At 60.4% G+C, this 19,470-nt stretch carries 18 protein-coding genes; 1 reads left to right on the top strand and 17 read right to left on the bottom strand.

Annotated elements, in window-relative coordinates:
- Positions 1-422: 422 nt before the first annotated feature.
- The 6 genes from ACG74X_RS06395 to ACG74X_RS06370 form a co-directional block, all read right to left on the bottom strand.
- Positions 423-1,205: a carnitinyl-CoA dehydratase gene (locus tag ACG74X_RS06395; protein ID WP_411233326.1), complete on the bottom strand. Its 783-nt coding sequence runs from the start codon at positions 1,203-1,205 to the stop codon at positions 423-425.
- Entirely contained in the window at positions 1,205-2,302 is a 1,098-nt protein-coding gene (locus ACG74X_RS06390) for an acetate--CoA ligase family protein (protein ID WP_411233325.1), read from the bottom strand. Before ACG74X_RS06390 ends, ACG74X_RS06395 begins: the two co-directional genes overlap by 1 nt.
- Positions 2,302-3,213: a CoA-binding protein gene (locus tag ACG74X_RS06385; protein WP_411233324.1), complete on the bottom strand. Its 912-nt coding sequence runs from the start codon at positions 3,211-3,213 to the stop codon at positions 2,302-2,304. Before ACG74X_RS06385 ends, ACG74X_RS06390 begins: the two co-directional genes overlap by 1 nt.
- Before the next feature lie 120 nt (positions 3,214-3,333).
- Complete coding sequence (locus tag ACG74X_RS06380) at positions 3,334-4,494, bottom strand: acyl-CoA dehydrogenase family protein (RefSeq protein WP_411233323.1); 1,161 nt, start codon at positions 4,492-4,494, stop codon at positions 3,334-3,336.
- Positions 4,491-5,903 (bottom strand): carnitine 3-dehydrogenase, encoded by a 1,413-nt coding sequence (locus ACG74X_RS06375; protein WP_411233322.1) that lies wholly within the window; start codon positions 5,901-5,903, stop codon positions 4,491-4,493. The genes ACG74X_RS06380 and ACG74X_RS06375 overlap by 4 nt, the downstream gene beginning before the upstream one ends.
- 75 nt (positions 5,904-5,978) lie before the next feature.
- Entirely contained in the window at positions 5,979-6,893 is a 915-nt protein-coding gene (locus ACG74X_RS06370) for a 3-keto-5-aminohexanoate cleavage protein (protein WP_411233321.1), read from the bottom strand.
- A 172-nt stretch (positions 6,894-7,065) separates the two neighbouring features.
- On the opposite strand from ACG74X_RS06370, the gene ACG74X_RS06365 reads away from it, so the two are divergent.
- Positions 7,066-7,272: a hypothetical protein gene (locus tag ACG74X_RS06365; protein ID WP_411233320.1), complete on the top strand. Its 207-nt coding sequence runs from the start codon at positions 7,066-7,068 to the stop codon at positions 7,270-7,272.
- Here the strand turns inward: ACG74X_RS06365 and ACG74X_RS06360 are convergent.
- The 11 genes from ACG74X_RS06360 to ACG74X_RS06310 all read right to left on the bottom strand — a co-directional run bounded on the left by ACG74X_RS06360 (position 7,233) and on the right by ACG74X_RS06310 (position 19,293).
- A complete protein-coding gene (locus ACG74X_RS06360; protein WP_411233319.1) occupies positions 7,233-7,976 on the bottom strand; it encodes an RlmE family RNA methyltransferase in 744 nt (247 codons plus the stop codon). The genes ACG74X_RS06365 and ACG74X_RS06360 overlap by 40 nt on opposite strands.
- A gap of 277 nt (positions 7,977-8,253) precedes the next feature.
- A complete protein-coding gene (locus ACG74X_RS06355) occupies positions 8,254-9,807 on the bottom strand; it encodes an alanine/glycine:cation symporter family protein (RefSeq protein WP_411233317.1) in 1,554 nt (517 codons plus the stop codon).
- 9 nt (positions 9,808-9,816) lie between these two features.
- The gene (locus ACG74X_RS06350) at positions 9,817-10,254 is read right to left on the bottom strand and encodes a universal stress protein (RefSeq protein ID WP_411233315.1); all 438 of its coding nucleotides are present in this window, start codon (positions 10,252-10,254) and stop codon (positions 9,817-9,819) included.
- Between the two features lie 347 nt (positions 10,255-10,601).
- Entirely contained in the window at positions 10,602-11,051 is a 450-nt protein-coding gene (gene rpiB, locus ACG74X_RS06345) for a ribose 5-phosphate isomerase B (RefSeq protein WP_411233314.1), read from the bottom strand.
- A 148-nt stretch (positions 11,052-11,199) separates the two neighbouring features.
- Positions 11,200-11,985 (bottom strand): FAD binding domain-containing protein, encoded by a 786-nt coding sequence (locus ACG74X_RS06340; RefSeq protein ID WP_411233313.1) that lies wholly within the window; start codon positions 11,983-11,985, stop codon positions 11,200-11,202.
- 12 nt (positions 11,986-11,997) lie between these two features.
- Positions 11,998-14,373, bottom strand: coding sequence for a xanthine dehydrogenase family protein molybdopterin-binding subunit (locus ACG74X_RS06335; RefSeq protein WP_411233312.1), 2,376 nt, complete (start codon positions 14,371-14,373; stop codon positions 11,998-12,000).
- Between the two features lie 49 nt (positions 14,374-14,422).
- Positions 14,423-14,908, bottom strand: coding sequence for a (2Fe-2S)-binding protein (locus ACG74X_RS06330; RefSeq protein WP_411233311.1), 486 nt, complete (start codon positions 14,906-14,908; stop codon positions 14,423-14,425).
- A 54-nt stretch (positions 14,909-14,962) separates the two neighbouring features.
- The gene (locus ACG74X_RS06325) at positions 14,963-15,496 is read right to left on the bottom strand and encodes a CoxG family protein (protein WP_411233310.1); all 534 of its coding nucleotides are present in this window, start codon (positions 15,494-15,496) and stop codon (positions 14,963-14,965) included.
- 228 nt (positions 15,497-15,724) lie between these two features.
- Positions 15,725-17,176 carry a ribosome biogenesis GTPase Der gene (gene der / locus ACG74X_RS06320; protein ID WP_411233309.1) on the bottom strand — a complete coding sequence of 484 codons (1,452 nt, stop codon included), beginning with the start codon at positions 17,174-17,176 and terminating at the stop codon, positions 15,725-15,727.
- Positions 17,177-17,243: 67 nt separating this feature from the next.
- Positions 17,244-18,554 (bottom strand): PQQ-binding-like beta-propeller repeat protein, encoded by a 1,311-nt coding sequence (locus ACG74X_RS06315; protein ID WP_411233307.1) that lies wholly within the window; start codon positions 18,552-18,554, stop codon positions 17,244-17,246.
- An 82-nt stretch (positions 18,555-18,636) separates the two neighbouring features.
- On the bottom strand, positions 18,637-19,293 hold the full coding sequence (locus tag ACG74X_RS06310; protein WP_411233306.1) for a hypothetical protein: 657 nt from the start codon (positions 19,291-19,293) through the stop codon (positions 18,637-18,639).
- Positions 19,294-19,470 lie beyond the last annotated feature (177 nt).

Raw genomic sequence — 19,470 nt, 5'->3', positions numbered from 1 at the left:
CAAACCGCCCGCATATCTCTTCAGATATTATCAATGTCAAAGAGCAACCCAGAGACAAATACCAGACCAGTGCGCCCTAATCTTCCGGCGCGCCCGCCTGACAAACCCCTAAGTTATCCGCCTCACGTTCCATCCGAACCACTGTCCGTCCGTCCCGCCCTGCGTCCCAACGTGCACCTCAGCGCCGCCGGTGAGGGGGTATTTAGAGTCGGGACCGCAGGACCGCAAGCAGAAAATCGCAGGAATCTTGAAAATTCTTCAAATTCCAGGCAACCCACTGAAATCATGCTGTTTTTCTTTTCAAAAATCCTGTTTCGAAACATAGGCCAGCAAACAAGCTCTGCCTCTCACCCCGAGGTTATGCGGTTATCCACAGGCTTACCCACACATACCCCTAGGGAAAGCACCAGACTCACCCAGACTCAGCGTCCTTTCCAGACCGGATCGCGCTTTTCGGCAAAGGCTTTCGCCCCTTCCAGCTGATCTTCTGAGTCGTAGAGCACATCAACCGTCGCAAGCTGACGCTTTGTGATACGGTTCATCATGTCCTGAAAAGTCTTGTCTTCCGCCTCGCGGACGATCTCTTTGATCGCGGCATAAACCAGAGGAGGGCCGGACGCCAAAAGGTCAGCCATCTGACGCGCCTCGTCCATCAGGTCGCCGCCCGGATACACGTGATTCACAAATCCCCACCGCGCGGCTTCTTCCACATCAAGCCACCGGCCCGTCAGCAACATCTCCATCGCAATATGATAGGGAATGCGTTTCGGCATCTTCACAGAGGCCGCATCCGCCACCGTGCCGGACCGGATTTCCGGCAAGGCAAAACTTGCGTGATCGGCGGCCAGTATAATGTCGGCACTCAAAGCCAGCTCCAGCCCGCCGCCACAGCAAATTCCGTTCACCGCAGCGATGACCGGTTTGTTGAGATCCCGCAATTCTTGCAGACCGCCAAAACCGCCGACGCCGTAATCGCCATCCACCGCATCCCCGTCGGCCGCCGCCTTGAGATCCCAACCCGGGCAAAAGAACTTGTCCCCGGCCCCGGTCAACAAAGCGACGCGCAATTCCGGATCGTCTCGGAACTCGCGAAACACCTCTCCCATCGCGCGGCTTGTTGTCAGATCAATCGCATTGGCCTTGGGCCGGTTCAACGTGACCTCCAGAACATGCCCGCGCCGTTCCAAATGAAGTGGTGTGTCCATCAGACCTCTCTCCGTATCAAAGCATCCGCAATCACCGCCCGTGTCGGTGTCACGATCAAGGGATTGACCTCAACCTCGGCCACACGGCCATCCTGCGCGATGACATAATCCTGCACCGCCATCACCGCACGCAACACAGACGACCGGTCACAAGCTGCGCCCCCACGATATCCCGACAACACAGGCGCAGACCGCAACCGCGACAGTGCCGCGTCAACCTCTGCTTCGGTCGCGGGCAACAAAAGATGCTGGGTGTCGCGCCACAATTCGGTCAGAACACCGCCTGCCCCAAGCGTCAGGATATAGCCATGGGCAGGATCAGCGATAACAGCCACCAGAAGTTCTGCCAGACCATCGGTCACCATCTCTTCTATATAATAAGACGATCCATGCATCCGGGTTGCCGCCGCGCGCACCGCGTCGAGCGTGTCCAATCCCAAAACCACGCCTCCGCTCTCTGACTTATGCGCCAGGCCGCGCGTCTTGAGCACAACGGGTAACAGCGTCTCACTTCCTGTGGCCGCGTGATCCGGCGAATCCGCAATCGCATGACGCGGAATGTCTGCTCCGAACGCAGAAAGGGCGCGTTTGGCGTCGGCTTCGTCCAACAAGGTCATCTTCGTCTGACAGCACGGAACAAGGATGTCCCGATCCACATCCGCCTGAGGCCGATCAGAGTACAAGGCGGCCAACGCCTCCAGACCGGCCTCCAACCCGTTGAGGGGCAGAATGCCCTGCGTCATAAACCAAACGGCCATGTCCTCCGGCATGTTTTCCGGCAAAGACGCCAAGACGGCGATGGGTGTGCCAGATGCCTCACGCGCGGCAACGCAGGCCGTCTGCACACAGCGCCAGGCGACCGTTTGGCAGCGGTCGGCGCGCGGAAAATCGGCGAAAACCACCGTCAGCGCAGCAGACCCCCGGGCCATAATCGTATAAACCTCTGCCATCTTATCGGCATCGTCCCAGATAAACGTATGATAATCGAGCGGATTGGTCCGCGTCACCAATGTGCCAAGACGGTCGGCCAGTGCCACATCCTGCGCCGGTGTGATCGGCGCAAATCGCAAACCGCGCGCCTCTGCCCCGTCCGCCATCAGACTTGCCTCCCCCCCGAACAAGACAAGGATGCAATCGGGCCCGGTGTCACCTGTCCGAAAAGATGAGCATGTTTCAACGCTTCCGTCAGTGCGCACAATGTATCTACTCGGACGATGCCCAACCGGTCGAACAAGGCAGTGGCCCCGATATCCGATCCTGACATCGAGGCGGTGTGTGACAAAGCCGCGCTTTGAGCAGCGTCCGACCGACCGGATTTCAGGGCGATCACCGGTTTGCCAAGTGCATGGGCGGTTTGCATCATCGCCTGCAGCGCTGACAGTTCGCCCACCCCTTCGATATAAAGGCCAAGGGCGGTGATGCGGGGGTCTTGCAACAGGTGCTGCCCCATCGCACTGATCCCGATCTGCGCCTGATTGCCGGCTGTGCCAAGAAACCCAATGGGCAGGCCACGCCGTTGCATCGACAGGTTCAGCGCTATATTCGAACTTTGCGTCAGAATGGCGACGCCGCGCGTTACCGGAACCAGCCCATGCACATCCGGCCATACAGCAACACCGTCCAGCGCATTCACAAACCCATAGCAATTGGGCCCGACAATCGGCATATCCCCGGCCGCATCAAGCAGCGCAGCGTCCAGCAAATGACCGTCAGCTGTTTCGGCGTACCCGCTGGCAAAGCAAACTGCCCCGCCCGCCCCCATGGCCGACAGCTGCCGGATGACCTGAACCGTGGATTTGCGGTTCACGGCCACGAAGCTGGCATCCGGAGGAGCGGGCAGATCCTCCACATTGCGCACCGCATCTTCAGCGGTCGGATGAACGTGCCAGATCGCACCGTCAAACCCAATGCGCCCCAACCCGTCGAAAACCGAGCGGCACCACGCTCCGCCGCCGATCACCGCCACGTGGCGCGGCGTGAACAGACGGTCAAGGGCGCGGGTGGTCACAATTTGCTCTCAAAGTGGTCAGTCCCAACCACCAGGACACCCCAGAATTTTCTGGAGCGGCCCCAGATTCTTCTGCCGAAGAATCTGTTACATGGGTGAAAAAAGGGTAAATCAAAACAGTTACGCCCCCAAAGGTCGCAACAAATCGCGGCTGATGATGTGTCGCTGGATCTCGGACGTGCCGTCCCAGATCCGCTCAACCCGCGCATCGCGCCAGAACCTTTCGATGGGATAATCATCCATCAATCCCATACCTCCGTGGATCTGCAATGTGGCGTCGGTCACCCGCGCCAGCATTTCGGTTGCGTATAGCTTCGCACTGGCAATCTCGCGGTTTGCTGGCAGCCCCTGATCCAGCCGCCAGGCGCTTGCCAACGTCAACCAATCCGCAGCATCAATTTCGGTGATCATATCGGCGATCTGAAAACTGACGCCCTGAAACTTGCCGATCTGCTGACCAAACTGTTTGCGCTCGGCCGCATAGGCCAATGCATGGTCAAACACCCGTCGCGCGCGTCCCACCGACATTGTCGCAACGGTGATACGGGTTGCATAAAGCCAGGTGTTCATCACCTCGAACCCGCCATCCACCTCGCCCAGCACCTGTGCATCGGACAGACGGCACGTATCGAATTCCAGAATACAGTTTTTATATCCGCGATGGCTGACCGACCGATACCCATCGCGCACCGTGAAACCGGGATGACCCCGATCCACCAGAAAACAGGTGATCCGCTTTTTCGGCCCTTTCGGGGTCTCATCAACGCCTGTGGCCACGAACACAATAAAGAAATCGGCGTGATCCGCACCTGAGATAAAGTGTTTGGTGCCATCGACCACCCAATCGCCGCCGTCGCGCCGCGCCGTGCAGGCCATGCCGCGCACATCGGACCCTGCTTCGGGTTCCGTCATCGCCAGCGCATCCATCCGCGCGCCGCGCACAGCAGGCAACAGGTAACGCTCTTTTTGATCGCCCTCGCAGGCCATCAGGATGTTCTGCGGACGCCCAAAGAAATGCGTCAGCGCCATGGACCCGCGGCCCAGTTCCCGCTCCACCAAAGCAAAGTCGAGATGGCTCAATCCGGCACCGCCCACCTCTTCGGGAAAGTTACAAGCGTAAAAGCCCAGATCAATCACCTTCTGCTTGATCTGCCGGGCCACCTCCTCCGGCACCTCGCCCGTCCGCTCAACCTCTGCTTCATGCGGGTAGATCTCGCGCTCGACAAAATCGCGCACGGTCGAGACAATCATTTCCTGTTCATCGCTCAGACCAAAATTCATGTCGACTCCCCATGCTGCGCCGCGAGGGCTTCGACCGCTGACAGAACCTCTGGCAGTGGCAGACAGGACCGGCGCGTTTCCAGCGAGACATGCAGCAGGAACTGATCACAGGTCGCCAGAACGGTGTCATCCGCCGCGCGGCACATCTCGTGCCACAGGCGCAGCTTTTTGCCCTGTCCCAGCGTCACCCGCGTTGTCACATAGATGTCTTGCCCCGCATGGGTTTCGTTCAGATATTTTACCGATGTCTCGGCTGTGAAATAGCTGTAACCGGCAGCAATATATGCCTGATCCGCGCCGACATGGGCCATCAGCTCTTCGGAGGCATCGCTGAACAGCTGCCCGTATCGGCCCTCATTCATATGCCCGTTCATATCTGTCCAATCGACTGGCACCTTGCGGCGCACGGTCACCAACGGCACCTCGGCACGCAAAGGCCCGCGCAATCTGCCATCATGCGCCTTGATCAGTGCGCCCGCCGCCGCGTCCTGCTGTTTCAAGGCGCGCAGAATGGCCACCAGATTGTTGTCGCGCAGCTGTTCAAGCGCGCGAATACTCCGCCCCCCGGACTGCGCGTCGGACTGATCCGCAATCAGATCGACCAATTCGTCGGTAAATTCGGGTACATCCATCAGCCTGGTCCACGGCCATTTCAGACAGGGCCCGAACTGCGCCATGAAATGCCGCATCCCGGCCTCGCCTCCGGCGACCCGGTAGGTCTCGAACAATCCCATCTGCGCCCAACGCAGGCCGAACCCATAGCGGATGGCATTGTCGATCTCTTCGGTTGTGGCAATGCCGTCCTTGACCAGCCAAAGCGCCTCGCGCCACACGGCCTCAAGGAACCGGTCGGCAATATGCGCGTCGATCTCGGCACGCACATGCAACGGATACATGCCAAGGGCCGTTAGCGTCTCTTTTCCCCGCGCGAGGATCGCCGGATCTGACGCGGCACTGGGCACCAATTCCACCAGCGGCAACAGATAGACCGGGTTAAAAGGATGCGCGACAAGGATCTGTCCCGGGCGCGCTGCGCCGTCCTGCAATTGCGACGGCTTGAACCCCGATGTCGAGGACGCCACAACCGCATCTTGCGGACAGGCCGCTTGTATTTCGGCAAACATACGGTGCTTGATATCCAGCCGTTCCGGCACGCTTTCCTGCACCCAGTCCGCGCTCTCAACCGCCTCGGCCACTGATCCGACAAAGCGCACCGTGCCGCGCTCTGGCATCGGCGCTTCGTACAGCATGGGCAGGACACGGGTGGCATTCTCCATCACCTCGGTGATCTTGCGCTCGGCTTCTGGGTCAGGGTCATAGACCCGCACCTGCCAGCCCATCAGCGCAAACCGCGCGGCCCAACCGCCACCAATGACGCCGCCGCCGATGATCGCTGCACTGTTTGTCATTCCAACCGCTCCTTTACCGCATTCGCCGTGGCTTTGCGAAAGAGACGATGCATCCCCGCATCCCGTTGACGGCCATCAGCCACGCGGCGCGCGCTTGGTCAGGCCAAGTTTTGCACGCACGTCTTCTGGGCCGATAATGCGGGCTCCCATGCCTTCGACGATGCCCACCGCGCGCGCGACCAGCTGCGCATTGGTGGCCAGAACGCCTTTCTCAAGCCACAGGTTGTCCTCCAGCCCGACCCGCACATTGCCCCCAGCCAAGGTCGCGGCAGCGGCATAGGCCATCTGGTTGCGGCCCAGCGAAAACGCGCTGAACGTCCAGTGATCGGGCACGTTGTTCACCATGGCCATAAAGGTGTTCAGATCGTCCGGCGCACCCCAAGGCACCCCCATGCACAGTTGCACCAGGGCCGGATCTTCAAGGATGCCCTCTTTGACCAGCTCTTTGGCGAACCAAAGATGACCGGTGTCGAATGCCTCGATTTCGGGTTTCACCCCCAGTTCTGTCATCATCCGGCCCATTGCGCGCAACATGCCGGGTGTGTTGGTCATCACGTAATCGGCCTCGGCAAAGTTCATCGTGCCGCAATCCAGCGTACATAATTCGGGCAAACATTCTGCGATATGCGCGACCCGTTGCTCTGCGCTGATCATGTCGGTTCCGGCCTCGTTGACCGGCATCGGCGCGTGTGTGGGGCCAAAGGTGATATCGCCGCCCATACCGGCGGTCAGGTTCAGCACCACATCCACTTCGGACGCGCGGATCCGGTCCGTGACCTCGCGGTAATACTCCAGCTTGCGCGACGGCGCGCCTGTCTCTGGATCACGGACATGGCAATGCACAATCGCGGCCCCTGCCCGGGCCGCCTCGATCGCGCTGTCGGCAATGTCTTTGGGGGAACGCGGCACATGAGGGCTGCGGTCCTGAGTGCTGCCCGATCCGGTGACGGCGCAGGTGATGAACACCTCGCGGTTCAATGCTAATGGCATGATGTCCCTTCCGTTTTCCGGCAGACTGCCGGTGCGGTCGCCCCTGTGCAACCAGAAAGGCGACATCAACAGGCGTTTTTTCGCACGGCAAAAGCCCGGCAAACCGCCAGCATAAAATTGCCGCATTCATCAGGCACGGAAAGGCATATGTCAGACCGCCTGGGGAGGCCTTATGAGACATAACCGAGATCTGCCGCGCGCAGGCCCGTCCGAGCCGGGTGTCGCCCGGTTGTTTGAACTATGCCGTCAGGGTGCCATCCAAAACGGCGCGGTGCGCACCCCGGCAGAGCCGGAAACGCTGCGGGCGGATGTGGCGTTGCGGCTCCGCACGATGGCGGTTCAGTCGTTAAGACCCAGATCCTCCGACGCGCCGCGATAGCCGGTTGCCACAACGAATTTCTCAGAACTGTCTGACCGCGACGCGGGCGGTTTGACATTCATGACCTTGGTAAAGCGTTGTTTCAAAAGCTTTTGCAGCTCGCCCTCTGCACCACCGGCCAGAACCTTGGCGACAAATGTGCCGCCCTCGTCCAGCACGTCAAAGGCGAAATAGGCGGCTGTTTCGCACAGGTGAATGATGCGCAGGTGGTCGGTTTGTTTGTGTCCCGAGCTTGACGCAGCCATGTCGGACATGACCACATCCGCCTTGCCGCCAAGCCAGGTCTTGACCTGCTCGTCGGCACCTTCGTCAAGAAAATCAAGCTGGTGAATGTCGGCCCCTGCGATGGGTTCGACCTCTTGCAAGTCGATCCCCAACACGGTGCCCACCTTTTTGCCAGGCTTTTCGCCAAGCGCATTGACCCGTTTCACCGCCACCTGACACCAGCCACCCGGCGCGCAACCCAGATCGACAACGCGGGCGCCGGGCACAAGGAACCGGTATTTTTCGTCCAGTTCCAGTATCTTATACGCCGCACGTCCGCGATACCCATCGGTCTGGGCGCGTTTGACATAGGGGTCGTTCAGCTGTCGCTGCAACCAGCGGGTCGAGCTGAGCTTGCGGCCTCGGGCGGATTTGACCTTGACCTTAAGGTCACGCTGTCCGCGGCCGGAGGTGTTTTTGCCGCTTGGGGTCTTGGCCATGATGTCACCGGTGACTTGTTTCGCGGCTGTGTAACATGGCCGATCAGAAAGGTCAGCCTATAACACGGCTCCGCCGGTTCTCATCTCAAACTGTCCCCGGACAGTTTGTTTGCCGTTGGCTCAATCGGTCCGAATTGTTTCGCGCGCGAAACATTGGGTCCGCTTCGGACCCTTTAACCCCCTATTATCTTTTTGATGCCGTTTGTACGGAATGTCCGTTTTGTACGGTTGAACCGTAAAAAACCCGCCATGCCAGGCGCATGGCGGGTTCGGTTGTTTAATGCGTGAACTTCTTGATCTCCCCGCTTTGCAAACGCGCGGCGTAGGAGTTGAGCTCTTTCTTGACCAACTTCATCAGGAAGTAGAGGCAGAAGATGTTGACCACCGCCATGGCAAAGATTGCGGCATCCGAGAAGTCGATGACCGGACCAAGCGACGCGGCTGCTCCGAGAATGACAAAGATGCAGAAGATGATCTTGAAGACCAGTTCCGTCGTCTTGCCTTCGCCAAAAAGATAGGTCCACGCCTTGAGGCCATAATAGCTCCAGGAAAGCATGGTCGAAAACGCGAACAGCACCACCGCGACGGCCAGCACGTAGGGGAACCAGCTGATGCCAGCCCCAAAGGCCGCCGAGGTCAGGGCGACACCGGACGTGTCGCCAACCGTGGCAATCGCCGTGCCCGCTTCGTTCAGGACGTAGTTGCCGGTTGCGGGGTCAGTGATCAGCTGTTGCGAGATGACAATCACCAAGGCGGTCATTGTGCAGATCACCACCGTGTCGATCAGCGGCTCCAGCAAGGATACAAAGCCCTCGGTGATGGGTTCCTTGGTTTTCACCGCAGAATGCGCAATCGCGGCAGAGCCGATGCCCGCTTCGTTCGAGAAAGCCGCACGTCTGAAGCCCTGGATCAGCGCCCCGACAAAGCCGCCTGCAACCCCCAGACCGGTGAAGGCCCCGGCGAAGATCTGGCCAAAGGCCCAGCCGATCTTGTCATAATTGACGATCAGAATGATCAAAGCGGCACCGACATAAAGGATGCCCATGAAGGGCACGACCTTTTCGGTGACGTTGGCGATGGATTTGATCCCGCCGACGATGACGGCAAAGACGATGGCCGCAAAGATCACCCCGGTGATCCAGCCTGGGTAATCCCCCACGATGCTGGCAATCTGCGCGTGCGCCTGATTGGCCTGGAACATGTTGCCAGCGCCAAGCGCTCCCAGAATACAGAAGATCGAAAACAGAACGGCAAGGATTTTGCCGCCCGGCAGGCCCAGTTCGTCAAAGCCTTTGGAGATGTAATACATCGGGCCACCGGACACGGTGCCATCCGGATATTCATTGCGGTATTTCACGCCCAGCGTACATTCGGTGAATTTCGAGGCCATGCCCAGAAGCCCGGCCAGGATCATCCAGAACGTGGCCCCCGGCCCGCCGATGCCGACGGCAACGGCGACGCCTGCAATGTTGCCAAGGCCCACAGTTCCGGACAGGGCTGTGGCCAGTGCCTGAAAATGACTGACCTCGCCTGCGTCGTTGGGATCGGAATAGTCGCCTTTTACCAGTTGCACGGAATGTTTGAAGAACCGGAACTGCACAAAGCCGAAATAGAGGGTGAAAATCGTCGCAGCGATGACCAGCCACATGACGATCCACGGAAAACTTGTGCCCGGAAACGGGGCGAAAATCAGGTTCACAAACGGACCGGTGGTGTTCGCGAAAATTTCGTTGACGCGGGCATCAATGCCAACCGCGTCCTGGGCCGCCAAAGGGCCGGTCGCTGCGGCTGTAGCCAATGCGGTCAGCCAGAATGTCGATGTCTTTTTCATACGTCCCCCTTATCCAACGACCGTGACCGGCACGTCAGCATGCATCACAAGGCTTTGTGTTGAGGTGCCGAACACCCGTTTGCTGAATCCTCCCGAAGAGCCGCGGCCCACGATAATTTGCGACCCACCGTTTTCGACGGTGAGCCGGTTCAGCGTGTCGGCGACATCCCCATGGCGCACCATTCCGCTGGCCTTGAAGCCCGCATCGGTCAAAGCCTTGACCGCCGGATCGACAATGCGCGTGGTGGCAAGCGCGATTTCATCTTCGCGGCGCTTGTGGCGTTCTGCGTTTTCTGCCGCTGTTTGGAACGTGTAGGGCGACCATTCGATCACGTAGACGACCAGCAACTCGCACTCGTCCAGCCTTGACGCCAGATCCTTGGCAAACGCAAGCGCGCGTTCACCGGTGTCTGTGCCGTCAAGCCCTATGACTATTTTGACTGACATACTGTCCTCCGAATGTGTTCTTTTTTACGAATTGAAGAGCTGCCGCCCTGCAATCCGGGTGGTCGTGCGATCTTGCGCCGCTGTCCCATCCAGGGCCAGTATTAGTGAATTTCCCGGGCCTTTGCGCGTTTTATCAGAACATTTCAGAGATTTTTCGCTCAATCCGGGTAATTTACAGGAAAAATCATGCGCAAGCAGAGGGTTGGACAGGATCGGCATTCGCATATTTTATCGACCAAAGGGCAATGGGCGGCTGTCCCTTGGGGATGTGGCAGCACCCGCCAATTTGACCGATACGCCCTTTTCAAAACGGGCGAGCTGTCCTGCTGTTTTGAGGGACGCGCGGGTTAAGCCTCGATTTCGTTGATCATGTCGACGCGGGTGGCGTGGCGGCCGCCTTCGAACTCTGTGCGCGTGAACGCATCGACGATATCAAGTGCCAGCCCCTCGCCGATGACGCGTGCGCCAAGCGACAGCATGTTGGCGTTGTTATGCGCGCGGATCATTCTGGCCGAGAACGTGTCGGCGCAGACACCGCAGCGGATGCCCTTGACCTTATTGGCCGCCATCATGATGCCCTGCCCTGTACCGCAAAGCACGATCCCCAGCGCGCAATCACCAGAGGCCACACGTTGTGCCGCGTCGGCACCATGTTTGGGGTAGTGCGTGCTTTCGGGACTGGTCGGGCCGATATCAACGACATCCCAGCCTTGCTTTGCCAGGTGGTCGGCAATGGTCTGGCGCAGGGAAATGGCGGCGTGGTCGCTGGATAGGACGATACGTTTGGATGGGGTCATGATGGTCTCTGAATGGCGCGCGTTGATTGCGGGTCTGATATCACAGCGTTCACAGAGGTCCAGATGTTATGGGTGTATCCGGGGCCAAAGACAGACCAGCCCCGCGTTGCGGCGGGGCTGGTGTTGTTGTGTTCCGAACAGGGGCCGATCAGCCAGCCGCGGCAACCGCGCGTTTGGTCATGACAGCCACCAGATGGGCGCGGTACTCACCAGTGCCGTGCAGGTCCGAAATCATGCCGTCGCCAGAAGGGGCCGCTGGCACCGCGTCCGAGGAAAAGTTGGACGACAGGGCCGTCTCGGCTTCGGTCCAGCGGAAGACCCCGTCTTCGGACGCGCCGGTCACCGCCACGCGAACGCCGTCGGCGAACTTGGCCACAAACACACCCACCAGCGCAAAGCGCGATGCGGGTTGTTCGAACTTCATATAGGCGGATTTTTCCGGCACCGGAAAACGCACCTCGGTGATGATCTCGCCCTCGTCCAGCGCAGTGGTGAACATGCCCTGGAAATAGTCATCCGCGGCGATTTCACGGGTGTTGGTGACAATGGTGGCCCCCGACGCAAGCGCCGCCGCCGGATAGCAGGCAGACGGATCGTTATTGGCCAGAGACCCGCCGATGGTGCCACGATTGCGCACCGCCGGGTCGCCGATATTGGCCGCTAGGGAGGCAAGGCCCGGAAACGCGGTGGCTTTGGCGGCGACGGTGGCGTGGGTCGTGCCGCCGCCGATAGACAGGCGGCCGTCATCCATGCTGCAGACACCCTTCATCTCGTTGATGCCGGACAGGCTGACCAAAACGGAGGGAGCCGCCAGACGTTGTTTCAGCGTCGGGATCAGGGTTTGCCCGCCCGCCAGGGGTTGTGCCTCGTCCGTGGCCAGCGCCTTTACCGCGTCGGCAACAGATGTGGGGCGTTCGATGTCAAAGCTATACATGGTCAGCCCTCCTTACTGGCTGTTCATCGCGGCCCAGACGCGGGCGGGCGAAACGGGCATGTCGATATGGTTGACGTGGGTGTGCCCCCCCGAATGAAGCGCGTCGATCACCGCGTTCACCACCGTGGGCGGCGAGCCGATGGCCCCGGCCTCGCCACAGCCCTTCACACCCAGCGGGTTGTGCGTGCAGGGCGTCTGGCAGGAATGGTCGACCACGTAATCGGCCATATGCGGCAGGTCATCCGCGCGGGGCATGGCGTAGTCCATGTAGGACGCCGACAAAAGCTGGCCGTTCTCGTCATAGGCGCAGTTCTCCAAAAGCGCCTGACCGATGCCCTGGGCGATGCCGCCATGCACCTGGCCTTCGACGATCATCGGGTTGACCACATTGCCGAAATCATCCGCCGAGACGAACTTTTCGATGGTCACTTTGCCGGTCTCGGGGTCCACCTCGACCTCGCAGGCATAAGCGCCCGCCGGGTAGGTAAAGTTGGCCGGATCGTAGAACGCCGTTTCCTCAAGCCCCGGTTCGATGTCCTCAAGCGGGTAGTTATGCGGCACGTAGGCGGCCAGCGTCACATCCCCCCAGGCGACCGATTTGTCGGTGCCCGCAACGGTGAACTGGCCGTCCTTGAGCTCGATATCGCTTTCGGAGGCTTCGAGCATGTGACCGGCGATTTTCTTGGCCTTGTTGATGATCTTTTCGGTCGCCCGCACCATGGCCGAGCCGCAGACCGCCAGGGACCGCGACCCGTATGTGCCCATGCCGAACGGGATCTTCGAGGTGTCGCCGTGGACAATGTCGATCATCGATTCGTCAATGCCCAGCATTTCGGCCACCACTTGCGGGAAGGCGGTTTCGTGCCCCTGCCCGTGGCTATGTGCGCCGACCATGACGCTGATCGAGCCGGTGGCGTTCACCCGCACGGTTGCGGCATCATAGAGACCGGCCCGCGCGCCAAGTTGGCCAACCAGGTTGGACGGCGCGATGCCGCAGGCTTCGATGAAGCAATTGATGCCAAGACCACGCAGCATGCCGTTCTTTTCGGATTCGGCGCGACGGGCGGCAAAGCCCGGGATGTCCAACAGCTCTTCCATCTTGGCCATGGTCGCTTCGTAATCGCCGGTGTCGTATTCGACGGCGACGGGCGTGGCGTAGGGGAATTGCGTGATGAAGTTTTGACGGCGGAGCGCGATGGGATCAACGCCCAATTCGCGCGCGGCCTTGTCGATCACGCGCTCAAGCTGGAAGGTGGCTTCTGGACGCCCTGCGCCGCGATAGGCATCGACGGGAACGGTTGTGGTAAACACGGCTTTGACGTTCACCTGCACCGCGGGCGTCTTGTAATTGCCCGCCATCAGCGTGCCGTGCAGCCATGTCGGAACCGAGGACGCAAAGGTCGACAGGTATGCGCCCATATTGGCCTTGGTATCCGTGCGCACGGCAAGGAAGTTGTTGCCCTTGTCCAGCGCCAGTTCGATGGTGGTGACATGATCCCGGCCGTGGGCGTCGGACATGAACGCTTCGGACCGGCTCGATGTCCATTTCACCGGGCGGTTGCAGGCCTTGGCAGCGAAAGTGCAGAATGCCTCTTCGGCGTAGTGAAAGATCTTGGTGCCAAAGCCGCCCCCCACATCAGGCGCCACGACGCGCAGCTTGTGTTCGGGGATGCCCAGAACAAACGCGCCCATCAGCAGGCGAATGACGTGCGGGTTTTGCGATGTGGTATAAAGCGTGTGTTCATCATTGGCGCGGGAATAGTCCCCCACCGCCACGCGCGGCTCCATCGGGTTGGCGACGAGGCGCTGGTTCACCAGTTCGAGTGTGGTGACATGCGCGGCCTTGGCAAAGGCGGCGTCCGTCGTTTCGGTGTCGGTGCCGAATTGCCAGTCGTAGCACAGGTTGTCATCAAGATCGTCATGCACCTTGGTTGCTCCGGCATCGAGCGCCTTGGCCATATCGACCACCGCGTCCAGCTCTTCGAAATCGGCAACGATGGCTTCGGCGGCGGTGCGGGCCTGTTCGAGCGTGTCAGCGACCACAGCGGCATACGGGTCGCCAACATGGCGCACCTTGCCTTGCGCCAGAACCGGGTGGGCCGGTTCTTTCATTGGCTGGCCATGTTTGTCGGTCACTTCCCAGCCGCAGGGCAGACCGCCCACGCCTTCGAAATCGGCCCCGGTGAAAATACGGACAACGCCGGGCATCTTTTCGGCCTCGGACGTGTCGATACTATTGATTTTGGCATGCGCCAGGTCCGAGCGCAGGAAATGCACATAGGCTTGGCCATGTACGTTGATATCGTCGGTATAATTGCCAGCGCCAGTCAGAAAGCGAACGTCTTCGCGCCGCTTTGGGCTTGCGCCAATGCCATGATCCTTCGGCATGGTCTTCCTCCCTGTTGGTGCGTGCAGGCACACACCCTAGATGAAATGATTATTCTGCGGCGACGGCGGGAACGTCCTGTCCGGACGCTGCCATGATCGCTTTGACGATGTTATGATAGCCGGTGCAGCGGCAGATATTGCCTTCGAGGTAGTCGCGGATTTCCGCTTCGGACGGTTTTGGGTTGTCCTTGAGCAATGCCGCCGCCGACATAACCATGCCCGGCGTGCAAAAGCCGCATTGCAGGCCGTGGTGGTCCTGAAACGCCTGCTGGATCACGTTGAGCGACCCATCCGCATTGGCCTGGCCTTCGATGGTGCCGACATCGGCCCCGTCTGCCTCGGCGGCGAACATGGTGCAGGATTTGACCGCCTCGCCGTTCACATGCACCACGCAGGCCCCGCATTGCGAGGTGTCGCACCCCACATGGGTGCCGGTCAGGCGCAGATCTTCGCGCAGGAAATCGGACAAAAGCGTGTTGCCTTTGACCGTGCCGGAGACGGATTTACCGTTCACCGTCATTGTTACATTTGTCATCAAACTCCTCCCGTTGATGTCGTCTTTATTGTGATAGGGCCGGGTTTTGGTGTGTCACGACACAATCTTCTTGAACCAGCCTTTTTTCTGAGCGTCACCGCCGTCGGATGTCGTGTCCTCTGGGGCAACATCGGTGTCTTCCTCGGGCGGTCCTTCGACCGCCTGCTGGAAATTGGAAAAGAACTGATCGGCCATTTTCTTGGCAAATCCATCGATGATGCGACTGCCCAATTGGGCCAGCTTGCCGCCGACCTTGGCGTCCACATCATAATGCAACTCCGTGCCGCCCTCGACTGCGGCCAGGCGGACATCTGCGCCGCCTTTGGCAAACCCGGCCGCACCGCCCTTGCCTTCTCCCGACAGGGTCAGCGATTGGCCCGGCACCATGTCGGACAGGGTGACCGTGCCTTTGAAGGTGGCTTTGACAGGGCCGACCTTCTGGACCACCACCGCGTCGAACCCCTCTTCGGCAGAGCCGTGCATCTCTTGGCAACCGGGCACGCAGTTTTTGAGAACCTCTGGATCAAGAATCGCGCTCCAGACCTCGTCCGGGGTTGCGGCGATCACACGGGAATCGGTCATGTGCATGGGTCTGCTCCTCCATTCGCGGCTACCCTAGGCGGTTGCTGGCGCGGGACATATAAGACTATTGGCTTAAAGCGGCATAACATCCAATCTGTGACAGGCCCAAGGGCACGCCAAGAGCGGGTGATCCCGGCCATAAAACGAGTCAAAGCTTGCCAAATCCGATGATCGCGAACAAGTCTGGTCACGCCTTGCAGTGTGACGCTGCGACGCCAATCGTCAAGCCCCGGCTTAGCCGCGATTTTTACCAAGATGTTTGCGCAAGGCACCTGCGTTCTTTTCGCGGCGGCCTTTATAGGGGTTCTTGTCCCCCTGCCCGCGCAGCGTCAGGCGAATCGGCGTGCCCGGCATGTCGAAATCCTGCCGCAGCCCATTGACCAGATAGCGTTTGTAGCTGTCGGGCATCTTGTCCGGATGCGAGCACATCACCACAAACCCCGGTGGCCGGGTTTTGGCCTGTGTCATGTAGCGCAGCTTGATCCGCTTGCCCTGCGGCGCGGGCGGCGGGTGCTGTTCGAGCATCGCTGCCAGCCAGCGGTTGAGTTGCGCCGTGGTGACGCGGCGGTTCCAGATGTCATGCGCCTTGAGGATGGCCGCTTGCAGGCGATCCAGCCCGCGACCGGTTTTGGCCGACACGGTGATCAACGGCGCGCCGCGCAGTTGCGGCAAGAGGCGTTCGAACTCCTCTTTCAGCATTTTCAGCTTGTCTTGCTTGTCGTCTTCCATGTCCCATTTGTTCACCGCAATCACCACGGCGCGGCCTTCGCGTTCGGCCAGATCGGCGATGCGCAGGTCTTGGGATTCAAATGGGATCGCGGCATCGAGCAGGACAACGACAACTTCGGCGAATTTCACCGCGCGCAGGCCGTCCGACACGGACAGCTTTTCCAGCTTTTCCTGCACCTTGGCCTTTTTGCGCATCCCTGCGGTGTCAAAGATGCGCATATGGGTGCCGCCCCATTCGGTCTGCACCGAAATGGCGTCGCGGGTGATTCCCGCCTCGGGTCCGGTCAGCAGGCGGTCTTCGCCCAGGATCTGGTTGATCAGCGTGGACTTGCCCGCGTTCGGGCGGCCAACCACGGCGATTTGCAGCGGCCGGGCTTTGGTGATGGCGCGGGGGGCGTCGGGATCATCTTCGCCGACATCCACTTCGGTGTCGGGGGCGTCCAGTTCGGCGCGCTTGTCGAACTCATCGGCCAGCGGTTGCAACATGCCATAAAGGTCGGGCAAGCCTTCGCCGTGTTCTGCCGACAGCCGCAGCGGTTCGCCAAGACCGAGCGAATAGGCGTCGATCACACCGCCATCAGCGGCGCTGCCTTCGGCTTTGTTGACGCCGAGAATCACGTGGTTTGACCGCTTTCGCAGGATTTCCGCCAGCATTTCATCGGATGGCGTGACCCCGACGCGACCGTCGATCAGAAACAGGCACACGTCCGCCATATCCACCGCGCGTTCGGTGAGTTTGCGCATCCTGCCCGGCAGGCTTTCGTCTGTCGCCTCTTCCAGACCGGCGGTGTCGATCACGGTAAAGCGCAGATCCCCCAGACGCGCCGCTCCTTCGCGCAGATCGCGCGTCACGCCCGGCTGGTCGTCGACCAGCGCAAGGCGTTTGCCGACCAAACGGTTGAACAATGTCGATTTGCCCACATTGGGGCGACCGACGATGGCGAGGGTGAAAGACATCTGTGCACGCGGCTCCGGATCACATCAAGCAGCCCGCCTATCGTATTTCCTGCGCCCGCGAAAGGGGTCAGCGATAGGCGTGCAGCACACCATTGGTTGACACAACGTAAAGCGTGCCCCCGGCGACAACCGGTCGTGTCGTCGCGCCGCCGCGAATCTCGGTCTGGGAAACCAATTCGCCCGACGCCGGATCGAACGCGCGGATGAACCCGTCCGACGATGCCACGATCAACCGGCCCCCGGCCAGAATTGGCCCGTGATTGGTAAAGGTTGTGTCACGGCGGCGCTGCGGGCGGCGCACGGGTTCATATCCCGGCAGGTCCACCGACCAGATCTGCGAGCCGTCCGTCGCATCCAGTCGCATCAGCTGATTGACGTCAGACACCACATAGACCGACCCGCCCGCAGGCCAGACCGGGTTCAAGGCGCCGTGTTGCGCCGTCCAGAGCCGGTCTCCGGAATTCACGTTCAGCGCCACAAGGCGGCCCGAATGGTTGCCCACATAGACGGTTTGTCCGTCGATCACAGGATAGCCGGTGATGTCGTCAATCAGCGCAATGGCAAAGCCGCGACGCGCGCCGACGATGTCCGCGCTCCACAGGCGCAAGCCGCCCTGACGGAACGCGCCCTCAACCGCACCGCTGCCGAACGAGAACACGACATGACGGTCATTCACCGCAGGCGGGGCGGCCCCGGCCACATTGCCGATATCGCCCAGACCATCCGATTGCCAGCGCACGCGGCCGTCCTCTTGTTCGACGGCCCAGGCGGTGCTGTCCCCTGCCACGACATAGACCAATCCGCCAAACACCGTTGGCGCGCCGGTTGCACCGGTCAAAAGACGCTGGGTCCAGATTTCCCGACCGGTTGCGGCATCAATCGCGGACAGGGTGCCGAACCCTGATGTGACGTAAAGGCGGCCATTGTCATAGGCCAGTCCGCCAGCCAAGGCTTGCGAGGCATCATCGCGCAGCGGAACAAGGCTGTAGGACCACAGTGCCGCGCCGCTGGTGGATGTGGCCGAGACGCGACCGGCGCTGTCAATGGTAAAGACGCGGCCATCGGCCACCACCGGATCGGTGATGATCCGCGCGCGGCGTTTGTCGCCCTGTCCAATAGAGGTCGACCAGACCGGCGTCAGAGACTTCGAAAGTGCCGCGTTGCTGACACGGGCGGACGGGCTGACATGGCTTTGCGGCCAATTGGCGTTATTGGTCATCGCGGGCAGGTTTGCGGCGCGGGTGGTGTTCTGTACCGTCGCGGTCCCGTCAGCCTGATTTTCCTGAAGCACGTCGCGCACCCCAAGCCGTTCTCCGGGCAGAATGACTTCACGCTCCGAGCAGGCTGCAAGCATAAAGGATGCAACTACGCTGGCCATCAGAATTTTTGTGTGCACTGCCCTGCCCTCGTCGTGTGTGTCGCGTCTTTTTTGTCGCGTCGGTCTGCTGCCGCATCCGGTTTCAGGATGCGGTGATTTCGCCTCCCAGCGCCACAATCAACTGAGATGCGCGTCTACGCAAGCCCGGTGTGGCCTCTGCATCCATCAGAATGCTGTTGAGACGTGCGATTGCCGCATCTGGTGTGCCTGCCTCGATCTCAAGCAGCGCCAGCTGTTCTTCGGCCAACAGGCGCAATTGCGAGCCCGGCGCGGCCATGGCTTCGAAAGCGACGCGCTTTTCATCATTGCTGAGCGTGCTTTCGGGACGCGTCAGGGCCTTGAAGCTTGCGATCTGGCGGTAAATCTGAGGCAATGCGCCGTCGGTGGCGGTCTGGCCCAGACGGTCTGCCGCAGAGCCGCCATCGCCCTGCAAGGCCTGTTCGGCAGCGATCAGCATGTCAAGCACCGCGCCGCCTTCTGGCGTTGGCGCGGCAATGTTTTGCAAGGCTGCAACGCGATCCGCCGCGTCATCATTTTCAAGCGCGATCAGCACCGCATTGCCAAACGCCTCTGCATCGGCTTGCGCGGACGCGCGGACATATTCACGATACGCCGTGCCGCCAACCAGCAGCAGAACCGCAACAACCGCAATCCAGCCATAGCGCCGCATCAGGCCAAAAAGACGGTCGCGACGGACCTCTTCGGTCACTTCGTCGATAAAACTGTCTGTGTCGCTCACGCGGGATCTCCTCTAGCGGCACGGTCCGGCCTGCATCGTGCGGTTTTGCCCCTCATACCGTGCAAGATCACGGGTGCCAAGCCGCGCGTTCGGAATGCGGACGCTTGCGCACTATCCGTTCAATGGCGTCATTTCGCGCAAAAAACCGGGCTGACCTGCGTTAAAACACACGCAATC

It is taken from the genome of Marivita sp. S0852, assembly GCF_046591575.1.
GTDB lineage: Bacteria > Pseudomonadota > Alphaproteobacteria > Rhodobacterales > Rhodobacteraceae > Marivita.
This window is presented reverse-complemented; position numbering and strand designations above follow the sequence as displayed.

What these genes read in the sequence shown, in the direction of transcription:
- ACG74X_RS06330 (WP_411233311.1), bottom strand. Translation starts at nt 14,908, where the DNA reads ATGACAAATGTAACAATGACGGTGAACGGTAAATCCGTCTCCGGCACG.
- rpiB (WP_411233314.1), bottom strand. Translation starts at nt 11,051, where the DNA reads ATGACCCCATCCAAACGTATCGTCCTATCCAGCGACCACGCCGCCATT.
- ACG74X_RS06375 (WP_411233322.1), bottom strand. Translation starts at nt 5,903, where the DNA reads ATGACAAACAGTGCAGCGATCATCGGCGGCGGCGTCATTGGTGGCGGT.
- ACG74X_RS06365 (WP_411233320.1), top strand. Translation starts at nt 7,066, where the DNA reads ATGAGACATAACCGAGATCTGCCGCGCGCAGGCCCGTCCGAGCCGGGT.
- ACG74X_RS06380 (WP_411233323.1), bottom strand. Translation starts at nt 4,494, where the DNA reads ATGAATTTTGGTCTGAGCGATGAACAGGAAATGATTGTCTCGACCGTG.
- ACG74X_RS06350 (WP_411233315.1), bottom strand. Translation starts at nt 10,254, where the DNA reads ATGTCAGTCAAAATAGTCATAGGGCTTGACGGCACAGACACCGGTGAA.
- der (WP_411233309.1), bottom strand. Translation starts at nt 17,176, where the DNA reads ATGTCTTTCACCCTCGCCATCGTCGGTCGCCCCAATGTGGGCAAATCG.
- ACG74X_RS06360 (WP_411233319.1), bottom strand. Translation starts at nt 7,976, where the DNA reads ATGGCCAAGACCCCAAGCGGCAAAAACACCTCCGGCCGCGGACAGCGT.
- ACG74X_RS06390 (WP_411233325.1), bottom strand. Translation starts at nt 2,302, where the DNA reads ATGGCGGACGGGGCAGAGGCGCGCGGTTTGCGATTTGCGCCGATCACA.
- ACG74X_RS06355 (WP_411233317.1), bottom strand. Translation starts at nt 9,807, where the DNA reads ATGAAAAAGACATCGACATTCTGGCTGACCGCATTGGCTACAGCCGCA.
- ACG74X_RS06340 (WP_411233313.1), bottom strand. Translation starts at nt 11,985, where the DNA reads ATGTATAGCTTTGACATCGAACGCCCCACATCTGTTGCCGACGCGGTA.
- ACG74X_RS06335 (WP_411233312.1), bottom strand. Translation starts at nt 14,373, where the DNA reads ATGCCGAAGGATCATGGCATTGGCGCAAGCCCAAAGCGGCGCGAAGAC.
- ACG74X_RS06395 (WP_411233326.1), bottom strand. Translation starts at nt 1,205, where the DNA reads ATGGACACACCACTTCATTTGGAACGGCGCGGGCATGTTCTGGAGGTC.
- ACG74X_RS06315 (WP_411233307.1), bottom strand. Translation starts at nt 18,554, where the DNA reads ATGGCCAGCGTAGTTGCATCCTTTATGCTTGCAGCCTGCTCGGAGCGT.
- ACG74X_RS06325 (WP_411233310.1), bottom strand. Translation starts at nt 15,496, where the DNA reads ATGCACATGACCGATTCCCGTGTGATCGCCGCAACCCCGGACGAGGTC.
- ACG74X_RS06370 (WP_411233321.1), bottom strand. Translation starts at nt 6,893, where the DNA reads ATGCCATTAGCATTGAACCGCGAGGTGTTCATCACCTGCGCCGTCACC.